This window comes from Novosphingobium sp. BL-S-33 (assembly GCF_056857025.1).
Window position 1 is genome coordinate 1,903,046 of the sequence record NZ_CM166474.1, and the last position, 22,150, is coordinate 1,925,195.

A 22,150-nucleotide genomic window follows, 5' to 3' on the forward strand; every position below is an offset into this window, starting at 1 on the left:
CGGCAAGTTGTCCGTTGGAGCACGGGTTTTATCGGTCTAGGAAACCGGGACATGCCTTGTGGGCGCCTTCCAGCGCGCAAGGTCCAGCCCGAACATGGCTTCCAGAGTCTCCACGTCGCGCGCATAGAAATCGCGCAGTCGCTCGCGCAGGGCCGGGGTCAGCGGCGGATAGGCCACCTCGCGCGCGATCAGCGAGCGGACCCCCTCGAACACCGGATTGCCGCGCAGCGGGCGCATGCTGTCCTTCAGCGGGGCCAGTGCCCGGCGCAGCGGCAGGGGCAGGATTGCCGTACGGCTGCTGTTGTCGTGCGTGGCGGCGTGTCCGGGCTCGAAGCAGGGCTTGGTGCCGATGTGGCGCGAGACGGCGGTGATGATCTGGCGCGGCTGCGCGACCACGTCCTCGTAAAGATAGGCCAGCATCTGCTCGCGCGGGAACAAGTCGAACCAGCGCGCGAGGTGCCGGGCATAGAGGCCGTCCTCCAGAAAGCGCGGGAACGGATTGTCGGGCGAGGACAGGTATTCCTCTGGCGGGCCCTTCACGGTGCCGCGCCGGTAGAACATCTTGTAGTCCGAATAGGCGCGATCGACCGGGTTGCGCAGCTGGAGCACCAGCTTCACGTCGGGCAGCCGGGAGGCGATGCGCCGGGCGGCGAGAGGGTGAGCAAGGTAATCGGCGGACTTCTCGCCGATCACATGCGCGGCGGCGGGGCGTTCCGCGAAGAAAGTACGGTACCACTCTTCGCCGCGCTCGAATTCGCTGCTGAAGTAGTGGGGTTCGGGAGCGGGCATGAAGATGGCCGGATTTTCCTGAAGCCGCGCCTGAATCCAGGTCGTCGCCGCCTTGACCGCGCCGATGATGAGGAACTGCGGACGCCAGGTGCGATCGATCATGCCATGGCCTCCTGCATCGACGTGCGCAGGCCCCCGGCCATACGCGCCATCGCCTCGTCGCCCAGTGTGTGGTCCACCGGGAACATCAGGGTGCGCTCTCCCAGCCGCACGGATTGCTCCAGCGTGCCGTCACGCCGCACCGGCTGCCCGGCGAGCGCGGCCTCACGGCTCATGTCAGGGCAGGAGCCGGTGGCGGCGGGCAGGCCCAGTTCGAGCAGGCGCCGGAGCACGCGATTGCGCCGCGCTTCGGGTGCATCGCCGGAAAGCTGGACGTAGAACTTGTACCAAGCATGGCGGGCCTCGGAAGGCGGCTCGGGCAGGGTCACGCCGGGAAGGTCGGCCAGTGCCTCGCGCAGTAGCCGCGCGTTGCGGGCGCGGGCGGCGAGCCAGAGCGGCAGCTTGGCAAGCTGCCGCCGCCCAAGTGCGGCCTGCATCTCGGTCATGCGGTAATTCGATCCGAGGTGGTCGTGGACATGGCGGAACGCGCCGGGTGTCCCGCCCGCGTTTCCGCCCGTTACCTTGCGATAGTCCTTGCCGTGGTCCTTGATCGCCCAGCCGCGCAGCCATGCCTCATGGTCGCGAAACAGCAGCAACCCGCCTTCGCCGCCGGTCGACATGATCTTGTCGGTGCAGAACGAGAACGAGGCGGCATCGCCGAACGATCCGACGCGCGCGCCGCGCCACGCGGCCCCGTGCGCCTGCGCGCAGTCCTCGATCAGCCTGAGGCCGTGACGTGCGCAGACGGCGCCCAGTGCGTCCATGTCGCAGGGCCAACCGGCGAGATGGACGCAGATCACCGCCCGCGTGGCGGGGCCGATTATGCGCTCTACCGAGGCTGGATCGATGTTCTGGGTGACCGGATCGATATCGGCAAAGACCGGCAGCGCGCCGACCACCATGACGCAACTGGCACTGGCGAAGAAGCTGCGGGCGGGCACGATGACCTCGTCGCCCGGCCCGATCCCCAGCGCGCGCAGTGCCACTTCCAGTGTCAGAGTACCGTTGGCAATGCACAGCCCCTCAAGCGTCCGGTTCGTGCCTTCACCGATGTACCGGGCGAATTCGGCCGCGAATGCGCGGTTTTCCTCGCCATGGACCAGCGCGTTTACCTTGCCGGAGCGCAGGACATCGACAACCGCTTCGATCTCGTCCGCCTCGTGGCGCGGCCACTGAGAACGGAGCGGGGCCCGTTCGCGAAGGCCGGGCTGCGCCGGTGCGACAGCGCTTGTCGATACCGGGGTCAAGGCAGGCCTCCCTTTCAGACTTTCACAGGCTCGCCGGAACCGCGCGGCCCGGTCAGCGCCTCGTTCTCGATCAGTCCGAAGCCGGCGCTGCCGCTGGGGACCTTGACCAGCGTGTGCGTGATCCGCCGCGCCTCGACATGGTCGCCAAGCTCGACCGCGCGGGCCAGCCGGTCGATCGAGCGCGAGATGAAGGGCAGCGGGATCGGTCTGGACTGCGCCTCGAAGATGCCCTTGATGCCCGAAGGGAGCTGCTCCTCGCAAATGTCGAAGAGTTCCTCGAACAGCTTCTCGCCGGGCCTCAGACCGACGAATTCGACCGGCACGTCGATCTCGGGCTGGAGGCCGTAGAGGCGGATCATCCGATAGGCGAGGTCGACGATGCGGACCGGCTTGCCCATGTCGAGCACGAAGATCGTACCGCGCTGGGAGTTCTGGCTGAGCGCGGCGGAACTGCTCTGGAGAATGAGCTGCACCGCCTCGCGCACGGTCATGAAGAAGCGTTCGATATCGGGATGGGTGACGGTGAGCGGGCGGCCCTCTCGAAGCTGGCGGTGGAACAGCGGGACGATCGACCCGCTCGATCCCAGCACATTGCCGAAGCGCACGGTCATGAAGCGCGGCGCCTCGGTATCGTCGACGCCGCACATGTCGAGCGCCTGCGCATAGAGTTCGCCCACGCGCTTGGTCGCGCCCATCATGCCCACCGGGTTCACCGCCTTGTCGGTGGAGATCTGCACCATCGCCCGCGCCGAAAACTCGCAGACCGCGTCGGCGACGATGCGGGTGCCCAGGATATTGGTGTGCACGCCCGCGCAGGGATTGGTCTCGACGATCGGCACATGCTTGAGCGCGGCGGCGTGGTAGACGATCGACGGCCGGTGCTTCTCGAACACCCGGCGCACGTCGTCACGCTCGCGCACGTTGCAGAGTTCGGGCTGGATATCGAGGTCCGGGAACTGCTCGCGCAGCTTCATCTCGGCGGCGTAAAGGTGAAATTCACTATGTTCGAGCAGGACCAGACGCGACGGGCGGAAGCTTGCCAGCTGCCAGCACAGTTCGCCGCCGATAGTGCCGCCCGCGCCGGTCACCAGCACGCATTTGCCGGTGATCTGGCTGGTGATCTGCTCGCCCTCCAGCGTGAATTCGCTGCGGCCGAGCAGGTCCTTGACCGAAAGCTCGTCCGGGGCGGCGCCGTGGCCGCGCTGGAGAATGTGGCTCCAGCCGTCGCGAATGCGCGAGAGTTCCAGCCCCAACTGGCGCGAGCGGGAGGTCAGTCGCGCCATTTCGCGGTTGGATAGGTCGGTGCCGTCATCGCAGGCGATCACCAGTGAGGGGCGGCGGCCCTGGAGTTCCAGTTCCTCCACTGCGAGGGAGAGATCCTCGTGCGTGCCCAGCACCGGCACTTTGGAGATCTGGAGCAGGGTGTCGTTCGACGCCGGCAGCAGGATGCCGACGACCGAGAGCGAGGGCGTGCTCTCGCGCTTCAGCATCTCGATGATCGACAGTGCCCAGTCGGACGATCCCACCAGCAGCGCCCGGCGCAAGTCGCGGCCTTGGGCGGCTAGGGGGAGGGCTCTGCCGGTCTGCGAAAGCTTCTCACGCAGGGCGCGCCGCGAGCCGCGCACGGCGAAAAGCACGGTAATTGCGAAGAGCCACTGCGCCAGCGCGATCTGCGCAAGCTGGGGGCGTTCGGCGTGGACGCCGGGAACCAGCAGGATCGCCGCCCAGCCGAGCCCGAAGGCCGGCAGCGTCAGCAGGGCCAGCTGCATCGCGTGCGAAAAGCTGAAATAGCGCCAGCTCCGCCGATAGATCCCGGCCGTATAGAAGCAGCCGATGGCCAGCGCCGCGAAGACGAGGATCGCGGCCAGGTGCCCGTCAGATCGGGGAAAGCCGGTGCGGCCGATAAACAGGAAGGCCAGTCCCAGCGTTGTTGCCAGCACCAGGAAGTCGACCAGCATGAGCACGGTGTTGCGGAATGTGCGGCGAAGGCTGAACTGCGCGATCGAGGAGCGGGAGCGCGGTGCCCTCGGCCCCAGTTTTCGCACGCGCAGGAACGTATTGGCCGAGCCTCCGGCCATGTTCGAGGCAGTGGATCCTGCGACGGGTTGGTTCATTGCGTCAGCCTTCGCGGGTTGCTTGTGGCGAAGTGGTTTTCTTCTGCGAAGGCTGTGTTGACCCGCTCGCAGCAACTAACTGTCTACCGGTGAACGTCTGGTCACGCATGTATTCATGAAGTCATCAGCCGGAATTGCCGCCCTCTTCGGTAATAGGGGGAGGTATACACTTGCTGGGTCAGGGCCGGTCTCAAATGGTTCGAATGGGCAACAGGATTGTGATCCCTAAATCGCCCGACATTATCTCTAAGGGCTATCAGCCGATTAGGAACTTGCGGTCGGCGCGGCCGGGCTCATCATCAGGGACACCGCTGGGATGTATGGGGCTCCCGAAAATGGCCGATGTGATGATCTTGAATTTCTTGCCGATCATTCACCCCGGGGGGGCTTGAGCAAGCCATGAAAGTTCTCGTTCTCTCCAGCCTTGCCTACTCGCTCACCAATTTCCGGGGGGCGCTGCTGCGCGAGCTGAAAGCCAATGGACACCACGTCGTGGCCGTCGCGCCGGACGGCAATGCGGCGGTCGAGGCGGAGCTTGCGAACTGGGGCGTGGGCTTCCGGATCGTGCCGATGGACCGTACCGGCACCAGCCTGATCGGCGATGCCGCGCTGCTGGCAGCTTACACGCGGCTGATGGTGGCCGAGAAGCCGGACCTCGTGCTGGCCTATACCCAGAAACCGATCATCTACGGTGGCATCGCCGCGCGCCTGATGTGCGTGCCGCGCTTCTACGCGATGATGTCGGGGCTGGGCTACGTCTTCAGCGAGGCAGCAGCCCATCGCCGGCTGCTGCGCCGCGCGGTCGCGCGGCTCTACCGCGAGGCTGTACGCCGGGCGCGCGGGGTCTTCGTGTTCAACGCCGATGACCGGCAGGACATGATCGACCTTGGCATCGTGCACGAGCATCAGAACGTGGTGCGCGTACCGGGCTCAGGCGTGGATCTTGAGCGGTTCGCTCTGGCGCCGCTGCCGCGCGGCAGGATGCGGTTCCTGCTGGTGGGACGGCTGATGCGCGACAAGGGCGTACAGGAATTCCTGGAAGCGGCGGCCCTGATCCGGCGGGACCATGCGGATGTCGAATTCTGTATCCTGGGCCACTACGAAACCGCCAATCCTACCGGGATCGACGAAGTGGAATGCGCGCGCCTTTCGCGCCAGTTTCCGGTCCAGTTCATTCCCGGCACATCCGACGTGCGGCCCTACCTGGCCAGTTGCTCGGTCTTCGTGCTGCCCTCCTACTACCGCGAGGGCCTGCCGCGCACGATCCTTGAGGCGATGGCGACCGGCCGCCCGGTCATCACCACCGACATGCCCGGTTGCCGCGATCCTATCATCGAGGGCGAGAACGGCTTTCTGATAACGCCGCGCGACACGGCGGCGCTGCGCCGGGCGATGCAGCGTTTCATCGACGATCCCGAGCTGGTGGCGCGCATGGGTGCCCGATCCCGCTCTCTTGCCGAAAAGGTTTACGACGTGCGCAAGGTAAATCACCAGCTGCTGGACGAGATGGACCTGCTGCGAGAGCCGTGGAATGTGCCAGATGCCGTCTCCGCCGCGCGCGGGGTGGATGCCGATGCGCCGCTTGTCGGCACGCCGATGGTCAAGGCACCGCGCGAGGGCGGCACCGGCCCCTCGCAAGTCGCGGCGGGCTGACAGGCCATGGAAACGCAGGCGATGCGGGCGGTCGTTGTCGGAGCGGTCGGCAGCACAGCGGTACTGGTGGAGGAACTGGCGGCGGCGGCCGGATGGGTGCTTCCGCTGGTGGTGACCTTGCCGCCGGAACTGCACAAGCGGCATTCCGACCTTGTGGACCTCTCACCCCTTGCCGCGCATGCGGGCGCCCTGTTGGCGACGGCGGCGCGGACCAACGATCCCGAAACGCTGCTGCTCGTGCGCGCGGCCAAGCCCGACTACGTGTTCGTGGTCGGCTGGTCGCAGCTTTGCAGTTCCGATTTCCTCGGGATCGCCGCGAAGGGATCGATCGGCTATCACCCGGCACCGCTGCCGCGCCTGCGCGGGCGGGCGGCAATCCCGTGGACGATCCTGCTGGACGAGCTGATTTCGGCATCGAGCCTGTTCTGGATCGGCGCGGGCACCGACGATGGCGATATCCTTGCCCAACAGTACTTCCACGTGGCCCGCGACGAGACCGCGCAGGGTCTCTACGACAAGCACATGGACGCGTTGCGCACGATGCTGCGCGGGCTGTTGCCCCGGCTCGCGGCGGGCGAGCAGCCGCGCACGGCGCAGGACGAGCGCTATGCCACCTGGGCGACCAGGCGCACGGCGGCGGATGGCGCGATAGACTGGCGCCAGTCGGCGGTCGCGATCGATCGGCTGGTGCGCGCGGTGGGGCGGCCCTATCCCGGCGCCTTCACGCGGCTGGGGGACCGCCGGATCACGGTGTGGTCCTCACGGCTGGCGGCCGGGGGCGAGCGCCACCACGCGCTTCCGGGCCAGATCGTCTCCCGGCAAGGCATGGTGCTCACTGTCCAGACGGGGGAGGGGCTGCTGGACCTTGTGGAGTGGGAGATCGAGGGCAGGCTGCCCCCGCTCCACGCGATTCTGGAGGGCTAGGCCTTGGTCGGCCGTCCGGGCACGGGCCTGCACCATTATGGCAAAGTGCTGGTCATCGCGCCGCATCCGGATGACGAAGTGCTCGGCTGCGGCGGCACGATGGCGCGCATGGCCGAGGAGGGGCTCGATGTGCAGGTGGCCGTCGTCACGACGGGACGCCCGCCTGCATTCAGTGAGGGATCCGTCGCCCAGGTGCAGGCCGAGATGCGCCGGGCCCATGCCCATCTGGGCGTGAGTCAGGCGCACATGCTCGGCTTGCCCGCTGCGGCGCTCGATACGCTGCCGGCGGCCGAGATCAATGCCGCAATTGGCCAACTCGTGCGCGAAGTGCGGCCCGATACGCTGTTCCTGCCCTTTCTGGGCGACATCCATCAGGATCACCAGCTTACCTTCCTGGGCGCCATGGTGGCCGCCCGCCCGCGCGACCGGCGGGTTCCATCGCGCGTGCTGTGCTATGAGACGCTTTCCGAAACGAACTGGTACGCGGCGCCGATGACGCCTGCGTTCGTCCCCAACGTCCATATCGACATCGCATCGACGCTGGCGCGCAAGCTGGAAGCCTTCGCGATGTTCGAAAGTCAGGTGAAGGCGTTCCCCGATGAGCGCTCCCTCACCACGATAGAGTCTCTGGCCCGGCTGCGCGGTTCCAGCGTGTTTGCCGAGGCTGCCGAGGCCTTCATGCTGGTGCGCGCGATCGAGCGCTGACCCTGTTGTTTGGGGTGCCTGCCAGCGCCACGGCGGTCCATCGCGTGGTCAGAAGAAATCGCTTTTACTTTTATGGTGACTTTAAATGACCGGATAATACTTGGTTAGTGCCCACTTGTGCACACTAAACGGACGTGCCCTGTCCTCTTTTTGAAGCTTGCCGTCGGGCCCTCTCGACTTGGTGAAGAATGATCGAATGGCGGCACTGATTCGGGTTGGTTAGCTGACATGGCGGAACAACCGCCGCGTCCCGAATGATCTGAACCGCCGCATACGTCCCATCATTTGGGCTTCGCGATGCGCTCCATCGGATGGAGTGGGCGCGTCCTTTGGGGCAATTCGGGCCTCTACAACGGACGAATGGGGTTCCCTTCGCTCGGCGCAACCCACCAAGTTTCAAGCGAATTTTCGAGAAAACCGGCCACGCCATGGCCCTTCCGAACGATCAGGCGAAGGTTTTGGGCGCCGAGTCGATGGCGGATTTTCCCCACTTCTCAGGGAAAGGGGCCGCGCACAGGCGGTTGAAAGTGCGAAACTGACAGGATTTAACGACCGCCGGCATGTGTGCACAAGGATTCAGTTCTAGATAAATCAATGATTAAAAATGATATTTTTAATCATCTACCTATTTCGAGGTAGTGCGCCCGGGAAACGGGCAGGTTTCGGGGGTACAGGCCAATGAAAATGTTGAAACCCTTAAGCAAACTCCTGCGGGAACGCGGATTTTCTGACTTGTCCCAATCTGGACTACCCATTTTCTCATACTTTACGCCCTCTCGACTTGAACTGCCGGATATGTTTTAAGGAGATGCACCTATGTTGTGGGGTTTGAAGGGGCATTGGAGGGGGAGCACCAGTCCATCTGGTCAACCACCAATTGTCATACGTGTATTCTCCCGACCAAAACGGGCGAATTCGCCTATCCTTGATCATCCTCCGGCATGATGTCGACGGAGCAATCCGTCTCAAACAACAAGCATACATTGGGTCGTCCGTATTTCCGGGTTTCAGGAGAGAAAGACGATGGCGAATTTTGAAGAAGTATGTGTCTCCATTGTGGGATTCAATTCACTCGTTCGCGAGGGGATCTGCAAGATCCTCGACAAATGCGAGTTCCGTTGCGGCCGCTTTTACCGCGACTGCGACGACCTTATGGCTGAGGACGCAGGCGCGAACCTGGGGCTGACCATTTTCGATATGGGGCATTGCGACGACCTGCTTGGCTGTCTGGCCACGCTGAAGGAACGTCACCCTTACATGCGGGCCGTTTTGCTCGCCGATGAGTTCGAGTTCGGCCAGATGGTCGATGCCTTCCAGTTGGGCGCCCATGCCTATCTGCTGAAGGAGATCGGCGCCGAGCCACTGATAGAATCCCTGCGACTGGTCAATCAGGGCGAGAAAGTCCTGCCCAGCGCGCTGCTTCAGCATCTTCCGCAGAAGCAGGCCATTGCCGAAGGACAGGCAGATGTGCAGGTCCAGCTCAGCGAACTGCTCTCAGACCGTGAGATCGACACGCTGCGCTGCCTGGTGATGGGTTATCCCAACAAGGTGATCGCCTATCGCCTAGACATCAGCGAGGCGACGGTGAAGGTCCACGTCAAGGCGATCCTGCGCAAATTGATGGTGCAGAACCGCACGCAAGCGGCGATCTGGGCCGTCAATCAGGGCCTCGTCACGCAGGCGGGGGATTTTCAGGCTGCGGAGTATGTGCCCGCTGCCGAAGAAGTGGTTCGTCCGGCAACGCTTGCCTACGCTCGCTAGGCAAGCCGGACATGACCCCGGATGCGGCGTTCATCAGAACGTCCATCGGCGCGACAGGTGCGGCCTGCCGCGTCGATGCGTCGCGGGGGAACGGTATACGATGTGGGGGTGGCGCAAGCGGTCAGCCGCGAGCGCGCACCACGCAGCGGAAACCGATATGGCTGGTCGCCGTATCGATCATTTCGGGATGGCGCGCTGCCGGCCGATAACGTTGGCAGTAATTCTCGGCGCAGAGGTGTGAGCCGCCTTTCAGCACCTTACGCCCGATGCGGACATGCGGCTGTGCGGGATCGAAGCTCTCCTTGAGCTTGCCGCCGCCTGGGTTCCGAGGCGGATTGCTGACCGCACAGCACGAACCGCCGGATTTCTTCACGCCGGGTTTCTCGGACCACCAGTCCCGGGTCCATTCCCAAGTATTGCCGATCATGTCGTAAAGGCCGTAGCCGTTGGCGGGAAAGGTGCGAACGGGCGACGTGCGCTCCCAGCCGTCCAGACACTGGTTGGCGAAGGGGAACAGGCCCTGCCAGTAATTGGCCAGCATCCGTCCCTCGGGCGCGAGCTCGTCGCCCCAGGCATAGTCCGCATCGGCGAGGCCGCCGCGCGCGGCAAATTCCCATTCGGCCTCGGTCGGCAGGTCCTTGCCCGCCCACTTCGCATAGGCTTCCGCATCGGCATGGCAGACCTGCACGACCGGATGGTCCCAGAGGTCCAGCGCGTCGATATCGCTTTCGGGGCCGTAGGGGTGGCGCCAGCAGGCGCCGAATTCGTAGCGCCACCAGTTGCCCGGGTTCGAGGTGTCGACAGGCGTTGCCGTCTTGCGGAATACCACCGCGCCGGGCTGCGCCATTTCCGGCAGCATGCCCGGATAGTCCTTCGGATCGGGTGCGATTTCGGCGATGGTGACATAGCCGGTCGCCGCGACGAAGCGAGCGAACTCGCGGTTGGTGACCGGCGTCTCGTCTATCCAGAAGGCGTCGACCGCGACCTGCCGGAGCGGGGCTTCCTCCGGATAGAAACGCTCCGACCCCATGGTGAATGTGCCGCCCGGGACATGGATCATGCCGAGCAGAGCTTCGCTGCCTTGGGTGAGGGGGGGGTCGGTCATCGCAGTCCTCTCAACGGATATTGCATCCGGTTTAGGGCTGCGCCGAAGCTACGCCAAACGCGTATTTTCTTTGCAGCCCTAAACGAAGAACTGAAGGGGCCTTAGCCGAGCGCCACTTCCTTCTCGGCGTAGAGGCGTTCCAGTTCGGCGCGGCTCTTCTTTTCGGCGGCGGTCTTGAGCTGGCCGCAGGCCGCATCGATGTCACGCCCGCGCGGGGTGCGCACCGGGGCCGAGATGCCGCCCTTGAATACGATATCGGAGAACGACTTGATCCGCTCCGGTGTCGAGCATTCGTACTGCGCGCCCGGCCAGGGGTTGAACGGGATCAGGTTCACCTTCGCGGGCAGGTTGAACTGCTTGAGCAGGCGCACCAGCTCGCGCGCATCCTCGTCGCTGTCGTTCTTGTCCTTCAGCATCACGTATTCGAAGGTGATGCGGCGCGCGTTCGATGCGCCCGGATAGTCGGCACAGGCCTGGAGCAGGTCCTCGATGCCGTACTTCTTGTTGATCGGCACGATCTCGTCGCGCACGTCCTTGGTGACCGCGTGGAGCGAGACGGCAAGGTTCACGCCGATTTCCTCGCCGCAGCGAGCCATCTGCGGGATCACGCCCGAGGTAGAGAGGGTGATGCGGCGCTTCGACAGGGCCAGACCGTCGCCGTCCATGACCAGCTTCAGCGCATCGCGCACATTGTCGAAATTGTAGAGCGGCTCGCCCATGCCCATCATCACGATGTTGGTGAGCAGGCGGCCGTCTGACGAGTAACCGCCTTCATCCTCGTCGGTCTCGGCGCCATCAACGCCGTCACCGAAGGCAAAGTCCATGCGCCCCTTGGGCCATTCGCCCAGTGCGTCGCGCGCCAGCATGACCTGACCGACGATCTCGCCCACCGTCAGATTGCGGACGAGGCGCATCGTGCCGGTGTGACAGAAGCGACAGTTAAGCGTGCAGCCGACCTGCGAGGACACGCAGAGCGTGCCGCGATCGGCATCGGGGATGAACACCATTTCGAAATCGTGCGCGTCCGCCGTGCGCAGCAGCCACTTGCGGGTGCCGTCGCTGGAGTGCTGCGCCTCGACGATTTCCGGGCGGCCGATCACGAAGCGTTCGGTCAGCCAGGGGCGCATGGTCTTGGCGATGTCGGTCATCGCTTCGAACTCGGTGACGCCGCGGTGGTAGATCCAGTGATAGACCTGCTTGGCGCGCAGCTTCGCGGCCTTCAGGTCCAGCCCGGCGGTTTCGAACAATTCGGCAATGCGCTTCTTGGGCAGGCCCATCAGGTCCACGCGGCCGTCTTCGCGCGGGGTCACGCCCTCGACAAGGCCAGGGCGGGGCACCGGAACGGGGTCGATATGCCCCGGGATCGGCATCGGGCCGGCACCGGAGGCACCGGAAAGGATCGGGTTCGCGTCTGTCATGATTGGCCGGCCATATAGTGCATTCGGGCGCAAAACGAAAGATGCCGGTAAGCATTCGGGCGTTCGTGCCCACGCAGCGGGTGCGCGCGAACCGTTGTCACGCCTGTCCGGTTCCCGCTTCCGGACGTGCCGGGGGCTCGCTCCGTCGATTGAGTGTGACCCGAAAACATCAACGATTTCGTTGTGTTAGGTTCATGAAACTCCCTTTGTGTGACGGGCATTTGACCAGTCCGGACGGGCCGGTCGCCATCCATAAGAGCCCGTCGGAGAACACAAGGAATGGAGCATCCCATGAAGAAGATCCTTCTCGGCCTCGCCGCCGGCACCGCCATCGCCTCGGTTCCCGCCATGGCGCAGGACGCGGGCGCGAGGCAGCCGTTCGACGGTTTCCATGTCGATGCGCTGGCGGGTTACGACGTGACCAAGGCCGGCAGCGGTGTCGATGACGACGTCAATGTCGATAACGATCAGTCGATCGACGGCTTCGCCTTCGGTGTCGGCACCGGGTACGACGTGCGCATGAACAACTTCGTCATCGGTCCAGAGGCGGAAGTGACGTGGTCGACCGCCAAGACCAAGTTCAACGACGGCGATTTCGAAGGCTTCGGCACCGGCAATGTGAAGAGCAACCGCGACCTCTATCTGGGCGCGCGGGTCGGCTACGTGGTGGCGCCCAGCACGATGGTCTACCTCAAGGGCGGCTATACCAATGCCAAGTTCGACGTGCGCAATGCGGTCGGCACTGTCGATACCAAGCGCGACATCGATGCGGACGGCTGGCGGATCGGCGCGGGCGTCGAGCAGGCGCTCAGCAGCAACGCCTTCGTGAAGCTGGAATATCGCTACTCGAACTACGGCAAGGGCGAACTGGACTACACCGGCGACATTCCGGACGGTCAGCGCTTCAACCTCGATCTCGACCGGCATCAGGTGATGGCGGGCGTGGGCGTGCGCTTCTGATTTCAGCTTGAGGCGGGGGAAGGGCGGGGGTTTCGGCTCCCGCCCTTTTCTTGTCCTCCCCGGCACGGGGAGGGGGACCGCCCGAAGGGTGGTGGAGGGGATTCGCACCACGACGCAACGGTCGAGCGAGACTGCCAATCCCCTCCGTCAGCGCTCCGCGCTGCCACCTCCCCGTGCCGGGGAGGACAAGTATCGACTACTGAACCTTCGCGCAGCCGATCAGCGCGGCATCCATGGCCGAGGCGGCGCCTGCCAGCGGCCATGCATTGACGAAGCGATTGCCCTTGAGATCGGTGGCCGTCACGGTCAACCGCGGGGCAGAGCGCATGGCGGCGACTATGGCCGCATTGTCTCCCTCGCCGCGCGGCCATGCATCGCCGCCGCCGCCGGTAAGTTGCCAGCGTTGTCCGCCGACATTGAGCGTGATGGTGGAGGGTTGCATGATCCGGCGCGACAGCCGGAAATGGAGCTGCCCGCGCGCACCCCGGCGTGGCCATGTCCCGACGGCCACGAAGGGCTGGTATTCACGGGCGGACTGGTTCGGTTCGGCCATGGCGATGGCATAGCAGCGCGGCACGACCGGATCGCGGAACGCGCCCCAGGTGCTGTAGAGCCCCAGGCTTTCGCGTGCGAGTGCGGGCACGGCACCGGCTGCGCAAAATGCGAGCAGGGCGATGAGGCGGAGCGAGCGACCGGACATGCGTTTCATCGTGGCGTGCCCATGGCATGAAACACGCTTGAGGTAAAAGGTCCGAGGCTGTGCCGGCGGATTTCTCAGGCGATTTCGCGCAGGACTTCGCCGATCTTTTTCCCGTCCTCGAAATAACCGAGGCCGTAATCACCCTTGATCGTGGTGCGCAAAGTGCGGCGTTCGTAGTGCGCGTCGCAGCCCTCCACCGCGTGGAGCATGCGGTGGTTGTCCCAGATCACCATGTCGGTGGGCTTCCAGTCATGCCAGTAGGCGCTGGTTCCGGTGCCGAGGCGGTTGATCGCCTGGGCCGCCTCGTCGAGCAGGGCATCGCCATCGGCATCCTCGTGATGTTCGAGCGCCACGGCCATCCATGGGCCGAAGTGCAGCACTTTCTCTCCGGTCTGCCGCTTCCACACGGCCGGATGCATCGCGCGCGGGAAGCGCGCGGCTTCGGCCAGCAGTTGCGGCGTCGATTCGTATTCGGTGAGCGGCGTGAAATCGACGCCGTACTTCATCGTCGAGAGCCGAGTATCGAGCGTGTAGACCACGTTGTGCCCTTCCAGCCGGCGACGCAGGCCTTCGGGAAACTGGCGGTAGAGTTCGACGCCGTCCATGAACCCGGTGCGCCCGCCGACCGGCGCATTGACCGGCGCGCGCAGCACGCCTGCGTAGTTCAGCTCGTCATTGTAGCAATGGTCGAAATGCCAGGGCGAGAAGCGGGCGAGGATCTGCCCGTCGATCTCCACCAGCCCCTCGCCGCGCGCGATCTCGTCGCGGGGCTGGTAATGCATGTCGATCACGCCTTCCGCATCGTCGCCGGTTTCCGCGTCGCGGGTGGTGGTCTTGGTCGGATGGTCCTTGAGCGGGCCGAACACCCGGCTGAGCGCCACCTGCATTTTCGAGCTGGGCTCCATGTCGGTGAAGACGATGACGCCGCGCTCGACGAACAGGTCGCGCAATTGCTGGCGGACCGCCTCGTCCTCCAGCGCCGCGAAGGTCACGCCTTCGACCCGCGCGCCGAAGCTGAGGTTGTCCTGAAGATTCTCCACACGAATGCCGCTCATGGCCTTGCTCCTCTCTGGCCGTTCCGGTGCGTGCCGGAACGATCCTAAGCTTGCTGAGCATGGTGCCATGGCCTTTGCGTCGGGGCCAAGGGGAATTTGATCTTCTTGCCGCCTCAGGCAGTCGGGTAGGCGATCTCCATCACTTCCCATTCCTTCTCGCCGGAGGGCAGGCGGACCATTCGAAGGTCGCCGATGGCGGCACCGCGCAGGGCGCGGGCGATGGGGGCGCTCCAGCCGATCAGGCCCTTCGCCGCGTCCTGCTCGTCATCGCCGACGATGGTGACGGTCTTGTGGTTGTCGTCCTCGTCCGCGATGGTGACAGTGGCGCCGAAGAAGACCTTGGCGCGTTCGGTCTGCTCGCGCGGATCGACCACGCGCAGCGCCTTCATGCGGCGGGCGAGGAAAGCCAGTTCCCGGTCGATCTCGCGCATGCGCTTGCGGCCGTAGAGATAGTCGCCGTTTTCCGAACGGTCGCCATTGCCCGCTGCCCACGAGACGATCTCGACGATCTCCGGCCGCTCCTTGCCGAGCAGATGGTCGTAGCGGGCGCGCAATTTCGCCATTCCGGCGGGCGTGATCGGGGGACCTGCGGGTTTCATCGGGTGAGCCTTATCCGGCGAGGCTGATGCGGGGAAGGGGCGGGGGCGCTTCTCCACCGCCTTGCGCTCGGCTTATTAGTCCGACAAAAGAAGGCAAATCTATCTGGGATCGAGGAAATCATGGAACTCTCACGCCGCTCCGCGCTCATCGCTGCTGCTGCCGCGCCACTTGCCGGGATGGCCGCGCGCGCCGTTGCGGCGGAGGGCGTCGGCGCTCTGCCGACCGCACCGGGCGCGACGCTGGCGCCGCGTCCGCCCATGGGCTGGAATTCGTGGAACAGCTTCGCCGGAACCATTACCGAGGCGCAGGCGCTCGAAACCGCCGCGATCATGCGCGATAAGCTACTGCCCTTCGGCTACGACGTCTTCACCGTCGACATCCAGTGGTACGAGCCCGAGGCGAAGAGTTACAGTTACAACGCCAACCCGGTGCCCGCGCTGGACGCCAACGGGCGGCTGATCCCCGCGCCTAACCGTTTCCCTTCGTCCAAGGGCGGGAAGGGCTTCGCGCCCTTGGCGGCCAAGGTCCATGCGATGGGCATGAAGTTCGGCATCCACGTCATGCGCGGCATCGCGCGACTGGCGGTCGAGAAGAACCTCCCGATCCTCGGCACGCCCTACCGCGCACAGGACATTGCCGACACCAGCAGCATCTGTCCGTGGAATCCGGACATGTACGGCGTCGACATGACCAAGCCCGGCGCGCAGGAATACTACGACAGCATCTTCCGTCTCTACGCCTCGTGGGGCGTGGACTTCGTGAAGATGGACGACATGAGCCGCCCTTACGACGCTCATGCGCCGGAGATCGAGGCGGCTGCCAGGGCCATCGCGCGTTGCGGCCGGCCGATCGTGCTCAGCCTCTCGCCGGGCGAAACGCCGGTCCCGCGCGGGGCGGAAGTGCGCAAGCATGCGCAGATGTGGCGTATTTCGGACGATTTCTGGGACGAATGGCCGCAGCTTGCCGCGCAGTTCACGCGACTGGAGAACTGGTCGCCCTTCACTGGGCCGGGTTCATGGCCCGACGCCGACATGCTGCCGCTGGGCCGCATCGCTCTTGGCGAGCGCAGCAGCCGTTTCACGCCCGACGAGCAGCAGACCCTGATGACGTTGTGGTCCATTGCCCGTTCGCCGCTAATCATGGGCGGGGATCTGCGGGGCATCGACGACGCGACGATGGCGTTGCTGACCAATCGCGAGGTGCTGGCGGTTAACCAGCACAGCGCGGGCAATCGTCCGCATTTCCTTGCCGACAATACCCGCGTCTGGTCGGCGCGGCCGGAGGGGAGCGAGGATCGCTATCTTGCGCTGTTCAACACCGGCGATGCGCCGCTGGAGGTTTCGGTGCCGCTGCGAGAACTCGGCCATCAGCGCGCGGCGGTGCGCGATTTGTGGAAGGGCGAGGACCTTGGCGTGAGCGAGGGCCGAGTGATCGCCAAGCTGCGCTCGCACGCCTCGGCGCTATACCGGGTGAAGGCAGCGTAAGCCGCCTCAAGCTCAGCCTTGTCCATCCCCGTCATCCCCGCGAAGGCGGGGATCCCGCTTCTTTTTCTCGTAGAGACGGGGAGAGTACGGCCGCACTAGTGCGCGGGCCCTCTGCGTCTCCGCGCGAACTTAAGAAAAGCGGGGCCCCCCGCTTTCGCGGGGGCGACGGAGTTTTGTGGTGAGAGGTGGAGGACATTTAGTCCCCGTGCCCCCTCAACCCGGCGTGTTCTTGCCCATCAACCGGCTCAGCGGCAGGCTGCTGCGTACACCCGCTTTGTCCGGATACATCGCCTGATAGACCACCGCGTTTTCCAGCACGCGCTGGATATAGTTGCGCGTCTCGGAGATCGGGATCTGCTCGATCCATGTCACCCAGTCGACCGAGCCCATGCGGGGATCGCCGTTGGAGGCGAGCCACTTGTTCACATTGCCCATGCCCGCGTTGTAAGCGCCGATCGCCAGCGGGTACGAACCGCCGAAGTAGCTGCGCACGCGCGCGAAATAGGCATCGCCCAGCGTGATATTGAACTGCGCGTCGCTGACCAGACGGCCGTCGTCGTAGGATAGACCCAGCTTGCCCGCCTGCTCGCGCGCGGTAGTGGGCATCAGCTGCATCAGTCCGCGCGCACCGGCGTGGCTGAGCGCGTTCTGCGCGAACTGGCTCTCCTGACGGGTGAGCGCATGTACCATCGTCCAGTCCGCGCCCGGCGGAGTGGGGATCATCGGATAGGCGATCTGGCCGAAGTCGCCATAGCCATCGGCATGGGCGCTCTGGCCGAGGATCACTGCAAGGTCGCGCCGCCCGATCTCGCGCGCCAGATCGGCGACCAGCACGTGGTCCGCCTCGCTCTGTGCCTGATCGGAGATTTCCTTGAAGAATTGAACGGCGGTCTTCCAGTCCGCATCGCGGGCCACGTCGCGCACGGCCTTGGTGATCGGCTCGGCCATGAAGGCGCTGCGCTGGGCCGATGTCGGCATCGAGCGCGGCTTGGAATCGAGGTCGGGCAGGGGGCGTCCCAGCCGTTCCAGCGCCAGCTGGCCGTAGAAGTACTGCGGATAGGCAGCGGCCATTTCGAAATAGCGCTTCGCCCCGGAGCTGTCGCCCGCTTGCGCCAGTGCTCGGCCCGCCCAGTAGAAGCCCTTGGACCGCGTACCCGGGGTCTGCGCGGCGGCGCCATAGCGATAGAACAGCGGCGCTGCGCGGCGCGGATCGCCCATTGACCACAGCGCCTTGGTGCCGCCCAGCCAGACCAGCGAGGTGTAATCGTCACGCAGGCGGAAGGACTGCTTGGAAATATCCGTGCCCGGCGCGAAGGCATCGTCGATCGAACTCGCGATCCGCACTGCCGAATCCGAACCCGCCCCGCGTGCGGCGTTGAGCAGTTCGCGCACCCATTTCTCGGGCTCCGGTACCGGCTTGGACAGCGGCGGGCGGGTGGAGAGCAGCGAGATCTCGCCGGGGAGGTTGCCCGATTTCCGCGCCTGCACCGCGCGGGCATAGATATAGCCCGGATCCGCGTTCATCTGCGGGCTCAGCGTCAGCCCCATGGTGCCGGGGGGCGAGCCTTGCAGCATCGACAGCCGCTCCATGAACAGCGAACGATTGGCGGCCGAGACGAAGGAGATCTGCCGCTGCGCCTGATCGGTCTGGCCCTGCCAGAGCAGTTCGTCCATGCGCGCGTCGTGATCGGCCTGCGTGAAGCGCGATCCATAGGTCGACATCAGCCGGGCTTCGTCATCCGCTGCCAGACTGCCGCCGCGCCATGCGGCAACCGCCTTTTGCGCGGCATCCGGCCGCTGCAACGTAGAAAGCGCCACGGCGTAGCGTCCGGCGGCCTCGCTCGTCAGCGGTGGAAAGCGGGTGAAGAAGGCGACGGTGGTATTCGCGTCGGCCGGATAACGGGTCAGCGCGCCTTCGGCGTAGCGGCGAATCCGATCCTCCATCGGATAACCCGGATAAGTCATCAGGAAGTTCGAATAAGTACCGAAGTCGAGCTGATCGCTGGCCGAAAGCTGGCGCCAGCGGTCGATGGACTGATGCACGCTCATGTCGTGCGATTGCATTTGCTGCGCTTTGGCGATGTCCCATTCGCGGCCGTCCTGTGCGAGAACAGGGCTCGTGAAAAGGAACGTGGAAGCAAGCAGGATGAGGGGGGCGGCACGCTGCATGCTGGACATTTGGGGAAAAGGCTCCTTATCAGGCGCTGAACGTCGGGACCGATCACCCGATGAATGACGATCAGCTGAGGTAAAGTCCATGTTCTCGGGGTCTATTCCTGCTCTTGTTACACCGTTTCGCGACGGAGCGTTCGACGAACAGGCTTTTCGGCGGCTGGTGGACTGGCAGATTGATTCGGGTTCTTCCGCGCTTGTGCCATGCGGTACCACCGGTGAAAACTCCACGCTTTCGAACGCCGAACACCATCGCGTGATCGAACTTTGCGTGGAACAGGCGGCGGGCCGCGTGCCCGTGATCGCCGGCTGCGGCAGCAACGACACGATGAACGCGCTGCTGCACATGAATTTCTCCAAGAAGTGCGGCGCCTCGGCCGCGCTGCTGGTGGCGCCTTACTACAACCGCCCCAGCCAGGAAGGCCTGCTGGCCCATTTTAGCTACCTTGCCGAGCACAACGACCTGCCGATCGTGCTCTACAACGTGCCCGGCCGCACGGTGACCGACCTGCTGCCCGAAACCGTGATCGAACTGGCGCGCCGCTATCCGGATCGCTTCGTCGCCATCAAGGACGCCAGCGGCGACCTCAGCCGCGTAACCGATCACCGCATGGGTATCGGCAAGGACTTCTGCCAGCTTTCGGGCGACGATGAACTGGCCCTGCCGTTCAACGCGGCCGGCGGCGTCGGCTGCATTTCGGTGACCGCGAACGTGGCGCCGAAGCTCTGCGCCGAATTCCAGGCCGCTTGCGCGGCGAACGACCTTGAGGAAGCGCGCCGCCTCAACGACCTGCTTTACCCGCTGCACTATGCGATGTTCGAGGACAGCTCGCCGGGGCCGTGCAAGTACGCGCTGGCACAGGTCCACGACTGGATCGAAAACGAACTGCGCCTGCCGCTGGTGCCTTGCGGCGACAAGGCCCGCAAGGCCGTGGATGACGCGCTGGTGCATGCCGGGCTGATCTGAGCGGTTTCCGTTTTCAGGGACAAGGGGGCGTCGGTGCGAACCGGGGCCCCTTTTTCGTTCTGTTCGGTGCGGGTTTCAAGCGGGCCACGCTCTCCCATGCACCGCTCATCCCGAGCTTGTCGAAGGATGGCAGCACCGCGCCCCGGTCTCCGGGGGCTTCGACCGGCTCAGCCTGAGCGGGATTGGGAAGCGCTACCCAGTCCGTCCCATGTCATCCTGACGTCCCACGTCATCCTGAACTTGTTTCAGGATCCATTCGCGACCTGTCCCGAACGGCGGTGTGAAGGGCGCGGCGATTGCCTGTTGCCGATCGAAGCGTAACGCGGGGGGGAAATGGATCCTGAAACAAGTTCAGGATGACGTTCGGGTGCCGGCGGTTTTCCTTGTCGTCAGCCCGGATTTTGCCGGGCTGACGACTAATCAATTGCCCATCGCGTAACGAAGCTCTCAATCCGCCGGATTGTACTTCTGCACAAAGCGCATCGTTTCGGAGAGCATGCGCTTGCGCGTCTCCTCACGCGACAGCCAGTGGTCCTCGCCGGGCAGCGTGACCATTTCGTAGGGCTTGCCTGCGTCTTTCAGCGCATCGGCCATGATCGTGCTCTGGCGGTAGGCGACGACGGTATCGTCCTTGCCGTGGATCAACAGCACCGGCGCGTCGGCCTTGGCGGCGAAGCGGCGGGGCGATATCGCGTCGAAGCCCGATGGATCGCCCAGTTCTTCGAGCAGATTCTTGCGCAGCATCCGCGAATCGCCGCTTTCGGTGATGTCGGTGTCATACATCAGTCTGACGTCGGCCACCCCGGCTACCGCGACGGCACAGCGGTAGAGGCCGTGTTGCAGGGTGACGCCCGCCAGCGCCGCATAGCCGCCATAGCTGGCCCCGACGATGCAGGCGCGCTTGGGATCGGCCACGCCGCGCTTCACCAGTTCGGCAAGGCCGTCCGAGATGTCGGTCTGCATCTTGCGGCCCCACTGGCCGTCCCCGGCATGGCGGAAGGCGTCGGTGCGGCCGGTGGAGCCTCGGAAATTGGGCTGGAACACCGCGTACCCGCGCGAGGCGAAGGCCTGTGCCCACCAGTCGAACACGGGCTTGTCCTCCGCCGCCGGGCCGCCGTGGGGCAGCACCACGATCGGCAGATTCTTTGCCTCGCGCCCCGGCGGCAGGGTCAGCACGCCGTCCATCTCAAGGCCGTCCGCCGCCTTGTACTGGACCATGGAGATCGGCCCGACCTGTTCGGCAGCGATTGCCGGGCGTTCGTTGCCGACCGGATCGGCATGGCGCCCCGCCACGTCGACAAGGTACCAGGTGCCGCTGTCGCCATTGCCGCTGGTGTTGAGCAGCACCTTGGAGAAGTCGGGCGTCCAGTCCACCAGATGCGGATTGCGGCCGGTGAAGGCCTTGAAGATCTTGTTGAGCGCGACCTGCTTGGCGGGATCGTACATCACCGTCGTCGCCTTCTCGCCGTCGAGCCGATAGCCGAGCAGGTTGCCGTTGGCGCGATCGACGAAGATGCGGTCAATCTTGCTGTCGTCCAGGATTTCGTGCGCCTCACCGCCGGCAAGCGGAACCTCGAACCAGTGCGAGGCGCCTTCCTTGTCGTCGATGGCGTAGACCACGGTGCTGCCGTCCTTGCCGAAGCAGATCAGGCTGACATTGCCGTGGAGATCGACCCCGCGTGCCAGTTCGGCGCCCTTCACGGCGTTGATCTTCCACGTGCCGCTATTCTCGTCGATATCGAGAAGGACCGAGACCTGGCCTGCCGCGTCAATCAGCCAGTCGCGGTAATGGTCCTCGGCCGGGGCATTGGCGACCAGTCGCGGGCGATTGGTCTTCAGGTCGACTGCAAAGAGCGTGGTGCGGCCGTGGACGAACTGCGGATCCGAGCCCCGGGTATCGAGCGCGATGCCGCCGTAGAAGCCCACCGTCTTGCCGCCGATCTGGCGAATGCCGAAGCTGCCGCGGGTGACAGTGGCGATGCTGTGGGTCTTGCTGAAGACAAGGCCTGCAGCGCCGCCGTTCAGGGGCAGGATGACCGTGCCGTAAAATTCGTACTTGGCAGCGGCAAAGCCGAAGAGGGGAACCGTTGCGCTGTTGGTGAGCAGGACGGTGTCGTCATCGGCCCATTCGATCGAGCGCACCTTGGATTTGCCCGACGAGACATTGAATTTGATCGCGCCGGTCTCGTCGAACACCGAGATACGACGGTCCCCCTCCACCTGGGTAACGCTGGCAAGATTGTGCCCATTGGGCGAGATCGCCGCATCCTCGACGCGGGGAAGTTCGCCATAGGCGTCGAGCGGCGGCGGCTCGACCGCTGCATGCGCCAGAAATGGCCAGAACGCAGGCAGCAGCGCCGCCTGCGCCCATCTCGCACGTGACTTCATATTGAAAAA

General features: G+C 64.8%; 17 protein-coding genes. 7 read left to right on the forward strand and 10 right to left on the reverse strand.

Translation table 11 applies throughout. The features are described from left to right. Positions 1 to 36: 36 nt before the first annotated feature. From AC1VVM_RS08905 to AC1VVM_RS08915, 3 genes are read right to left on the reverse strand one after another with little or no spacing between them, the layout of a single operon-like run. The gene (locus tag AC1VVM_RS08905; protein ID WP_482903611.1) at positions 37 to 891 is read right to left on the reverse strand and encodes a sulfotransferase domain-containing protein; all 855 of its coding nucleotides are present in this window, start codon (positions 889 to 891) and stop codon (positions 37 to 39) included. Next, the gene (locus AC1VVM_RS08910; RefSeq protein ID WP_482903612.1) at positions 888 to 2,135 is read right to left on the reverse strand and encodes a DegT/DnrJ/EryC1/StrS family aminotransferase; all 1,248 of its coding nucleotides are present in this window, start codon (positions 2,133 to 2,135) and stop codon (positions 888 to 890) included. Before AC1VVM_RS08910 ends, AC1VVM_RS08905 begins: the two co-directional genes overlap by 4 nt. Positions 2,136 to 2,149: 14 nt before the next feature. After that, the gene (locus AC1VVM_RS08915) at positions 2,150 to 4,249 is read right to left on the reverse strand and encodes a polysaccharide biosynthesis protein (RefSeq protein ID WP_482903613.1); all 2,100 of its coding nucleotides are present in this window, start codon (positions 4,247 to 4,249) and stop codon (positions 2,150 to 2,152) included. Positions 4,250 to 4,648: 399 nt separating this feature from the next. Between AC1VVM_RS08915 and AC1VVM_RS08920 the strand changes: the two genes are divergently transcribed. The 4 genes from AC1VVM_RS08920 to AC1VVM_RS08935 all read left to right on the forward strand — a co-directional run bounded on the left by AC1VVM_RS08920 (position 4,649) and on the right by AC1VVM_RS08935 (position 9,292). Beyond that, a complete protein-coding gene (locus tag AC1VVM_RS08920; RefSeq protein WP_482903614.1) occupies positions 4,649 to 5,902 on the forward strand; it encodes a glycosyltransferase family 4 protein in 1,254 nt (417 codons plus the stop codon). 21 nt (positions 5,903 to 5,923) lie between these two features. Continuing rightward, a complete protein-coding gene (locus AC1VVM_RS08925; protein ID WP_482903615.1) occupies positions 5,924 to 6,826 on the forward strand; it encodes a methionyl-tRNA formyltransferase in 903 nt (300 codons plus the stop codon). 3 nt (positions 6,827 to 6,829) lie between these two features. Continuing rightward, complete coding sequence (locus tag AC1VVM_RS08930; protein WP_482903616.1) at positions 6,830 to 7,531, forward strand: PIG-L deacetylase family protein; 702 nt, start codon at positions 6,830 to 6,832, stop codon at positions 7,529 to 7,531. Between the two features lie 1,023 nt (positions 7,532 to 8,554). Then, complete coding sequence (locus AC1VVM_RS08935; protein ID WP_132384744.1) at positions 8,555 to 9,292, forward strand: response regulator transcription factor; 738 nt, start codon at positions 8,555 to 8,557, stop codon at positions 9,290 to 9,292. A 121-nt stretch (positions 9,293 to 9,413) separates the two neighbouring features. Here the strand turns inward: AC1VVM_RS08935 and AC1VVM_RS08940 are convergent, their stop codons facing one another. Beyond that, positions 9,414 to 10,397 carry a formylglycine-generating enzyme family protein gene (locus tag AC1VVM_RS08940; RefSeq protein WP_482954957.1) on the reverse strand — a complete coding sequence of 328 codons (984 nt, stop codon included), beginning with the start codon at positions 10,395 to 10,397 and terminating at the stop codon, positions 9,414 to 9,416. Positions 10,398 to 10,498: 101 nt separating this feature from the next. Continuing rightward, positions 10,499 to 11,815, reverse strand: a complete 1,317-nt coding sequence (gene rlmN, locus AC1VVM_RS08945; protein ID WP_482903618.1) for a 23S rRNA (adenine(2503)-C(2))-methyltransferase RlmN — start codon at positions 11,813 to 11,815, stop codon at positions 10,499 to 10,501. Between the two features lie 291 nt (positions 11,816 to 12,106). On the opposite strand from rlmN, the gene AC1VVM_RS08950 reads away from it, so the two are divergent. After that, positions 12,107 to 12,775, forward strand: a complete 669-nt coding sequence (locus AC1VVM_RS08950) for an outer membrane protein (protein ID WP_482954958.1) — start codon at positions 12,107 to 12,109, stop codon at positions 12,773 to 12,775. Between the two features lie 196 nt (positions 12,776 to 12,971). Here AC1VVM_RS08950 and AC1VVM_RS08955 read toward each other — a convergent pair whose 3' ends face one another. The 3 genes from AC1VVM_RS08955 to greB form a co-directional block, all read right to left on the reverse strand. Next, positions 12,972 to 13,484 (reverse strand): hypothetical protein, encoded by a 513-nt coding sequence (locus AC1VVM_RS08955; RefSeq protein WP_482903620.1) that lies wholly within the window; start codon positions 13,482 to 13,484, stop codon positions 12,972 to 12,974. Between the two features lie 65 nt (positions 13,485 to 13,549). Continuing rightward, the gene (locus AC1VVM_RS08960) at positions 13,550 to 14,530 is read right to left on the reverse strand and encodes a TauD/TfdA dioxygenase family protein (RefSeq protein WP_482903621.1); all 981 of its coding nucleotides are present in this window, start codon (positions 14,528 to 14,530) and stop codon (positions 13,550 to 13,552) included. A gap of 113 nt (positions 14,531 to 14,643) precedes the next feature. Next, complete coding sequence (greB, locus tag AC1VVM_RS08965; protein WP_132384748.1) at positions 14,644 to 15,129, reverse strand: transcription elongation factor GreB; 486 nt, start codon at positions 15,127 to 15,129, stop codon at positions 14,644 to 14,646. Between the two features lie 120 nt (positions 15,130 to 15,249). On the opposite strand from greB, the gene AC1VVM_RS08970 reads away from it, so the two are divergent. Further along, positions 15,250 to 16,614, forward strand: coding sequence for a glycoside hydrolase family 27 protein (locus AC1VVM_RS08970; RefSeq protein WP_482954959.1), 1,365 nt, complete (start codon positions 15,250 to 15,252; stop codon positions 16,612 to 16,614). Positions 16,615 to 16,827: 213 nt separating this feature from the next. On the opposite strand, the gene AC1VVM_RS08975 is transcribed toward AC1VVM_RS08970, so the two are convergent. Further along, positions 16,828 to 18,792 carry a lytic transglycosylase domain-containing protein gene (locus tag AC1VVM_RS08975; protein WP_482903623.1) on the reverse strand — a complete coding sequence of 655 codons (1,965 nt, stop codon included), beginning with the start codon at positions 18,790 to 18,792 and terminating at the stop codon, positions 16,828 to 16,830. 79 nt (positions 18,793 to 18,871) lie between these two features. Between AC1VVM_RS08975 and dapA the strand changes: the two genes are divergently transcribed. Continuing rightward, on the forward strand, positions 18,872 to 19,753 hold the full coding sequence (gene dapA, locus AC1VVM_RS08980; RefSeq protein WP_132384751.1) for a 4-hydroxy-tetrahydrodipicolinate synthase: 882 nt from the start codon (positions 18,872 to 18,874) through the stop codon (positions 19,751 to 19,753). Positions 19,754 to 20,200: 447 nt separating this feature from the next. On the opposite strand, the gene AC1VVM_RS08985 is transcribed toward dapA, so the two are convergent. Then, entirely contained in the window at positions 20,201 to 22,141 is a 1,941-nt protein-coding gene (locus tag AC1VVM_RS08985; protein ID WP_482903624.1) for an alpha/beta hydrolase family protein, read from the reverse strand. Positions 22,142 to 22,150: the final 9 nt, after the last annotated feature.

Excerpts from the sequence above, each read along its gene's own strand:
- AC1VVM_RS08905 (WP_482903611.1), bottom strand. The coding sequence starts at position 891 with ATGATCGATCGCACCTGGCGTCCGCAGTTCCTCATCATCGGCGCGGTC.
- AC1VVM_RS08915 (WP_482903613.1), bottom strand. The coding sequence starts at position 4,249 with ATGAACCAACCCGTCGCAGGATCCACTGCCTCGAACATGGCCGGAGGC.
- AC1VVM_RS08920 (WP_482903614.1), top strand. The coding sequence starts at position 4,649 with ATGAAAGTTCTCGTTCTCTCCAGCCTTGCCTACTCGCTCACCAATTTC.
- AC1VVM_RS08925 (WP_482903615.1), top strand. The coding sequence starts at position 5,924 with ATGCGGGCGGTCGTTGTCGGAGCGGTCGGCAGCACAGCGGTACTGGTG.
- AC1VVM_RS08935 (WP_132384744.1), top strand. The coding sequence starts at position 8,555 with ATGGCGAATTTTGAAGAAGTATGTGTCTCCATTGTGGGATTCAATTCA.
- AC1VVM_RS08940 (WP_482954957.1), bottom strand. The coding sequence starts at position 10,397 with ATGACCGACCCCCCCCTCACCCAAGGCAGCGAAGCTCTGCTCGGCATG.
- rlmN (WP_482903618.1), bottom strand. The coding sequence starts at position 11,815 with ATGACAGACGCGAACCCGATCCTTTCCGGTGCCTCCGGTGCCGGCCCG.
- AC1VVM_RS08950 (WP_482954958.1), top strand. The coding sequence starts at position 12,107 with ATGAAGAAGATCCTTCTCGGCCTCGCCGCCGGCACCGCCATCGCCTCG.
- AC1VVM_RS08955 (WP_482903620.1), bottom strand. The coding sequence starts at position 13,484 with ATGAAACGCATGTCCGGTCGCTCGCTCCGCCTCATCGCCCTGCTCGCA.
- AC1VVM_RS08960 (WP_482903621.1), bottom strand. The coding sequence starts at position 14,530 with ATGAGCGGCATTCGTGTGGAGAATCTTCAGGACAACCTCAGCTTCGGC.
- greB (WP_132384748.1), bottom strand. The coding sequence starts at position 15,129 with ATGAAACCCGCAGGTCCCCCGATCACGCCCGCCGGAATGGCGAAATTG.
- AC1VVM_RS08970 (WP_482954959.1), top strand. The coding sequence starts at position 15,250 with ATGGAACTCTCACGCCGCTCCGCGCTCATCGCTGCTGCTGCCGCGCCA.
- AC1VVM_RS08975 (WP_482903623.1), bottom strand. The coding sequence starts at position 18,792 with ATGTCCAGCATGCAGCGTGCCGCCCCCCTCATCCTGCTTGCTTCCACG.
- dapA (WP_132384751.1), top strand. The coding sequence starts at position 18,872 with ATGTTCTCGGGGTCTATTCCTGCTCTTGTTACACCGTTTCGCGACGGA.
- AC1VVM_RS08985 (WP_482903624.1), bottom strand. The coding sequence starts at position 22,141 with ATGAAGTCACGTGCGAGATGGGCGCAGGCGGCGCTGCTGCCTGCGTTC.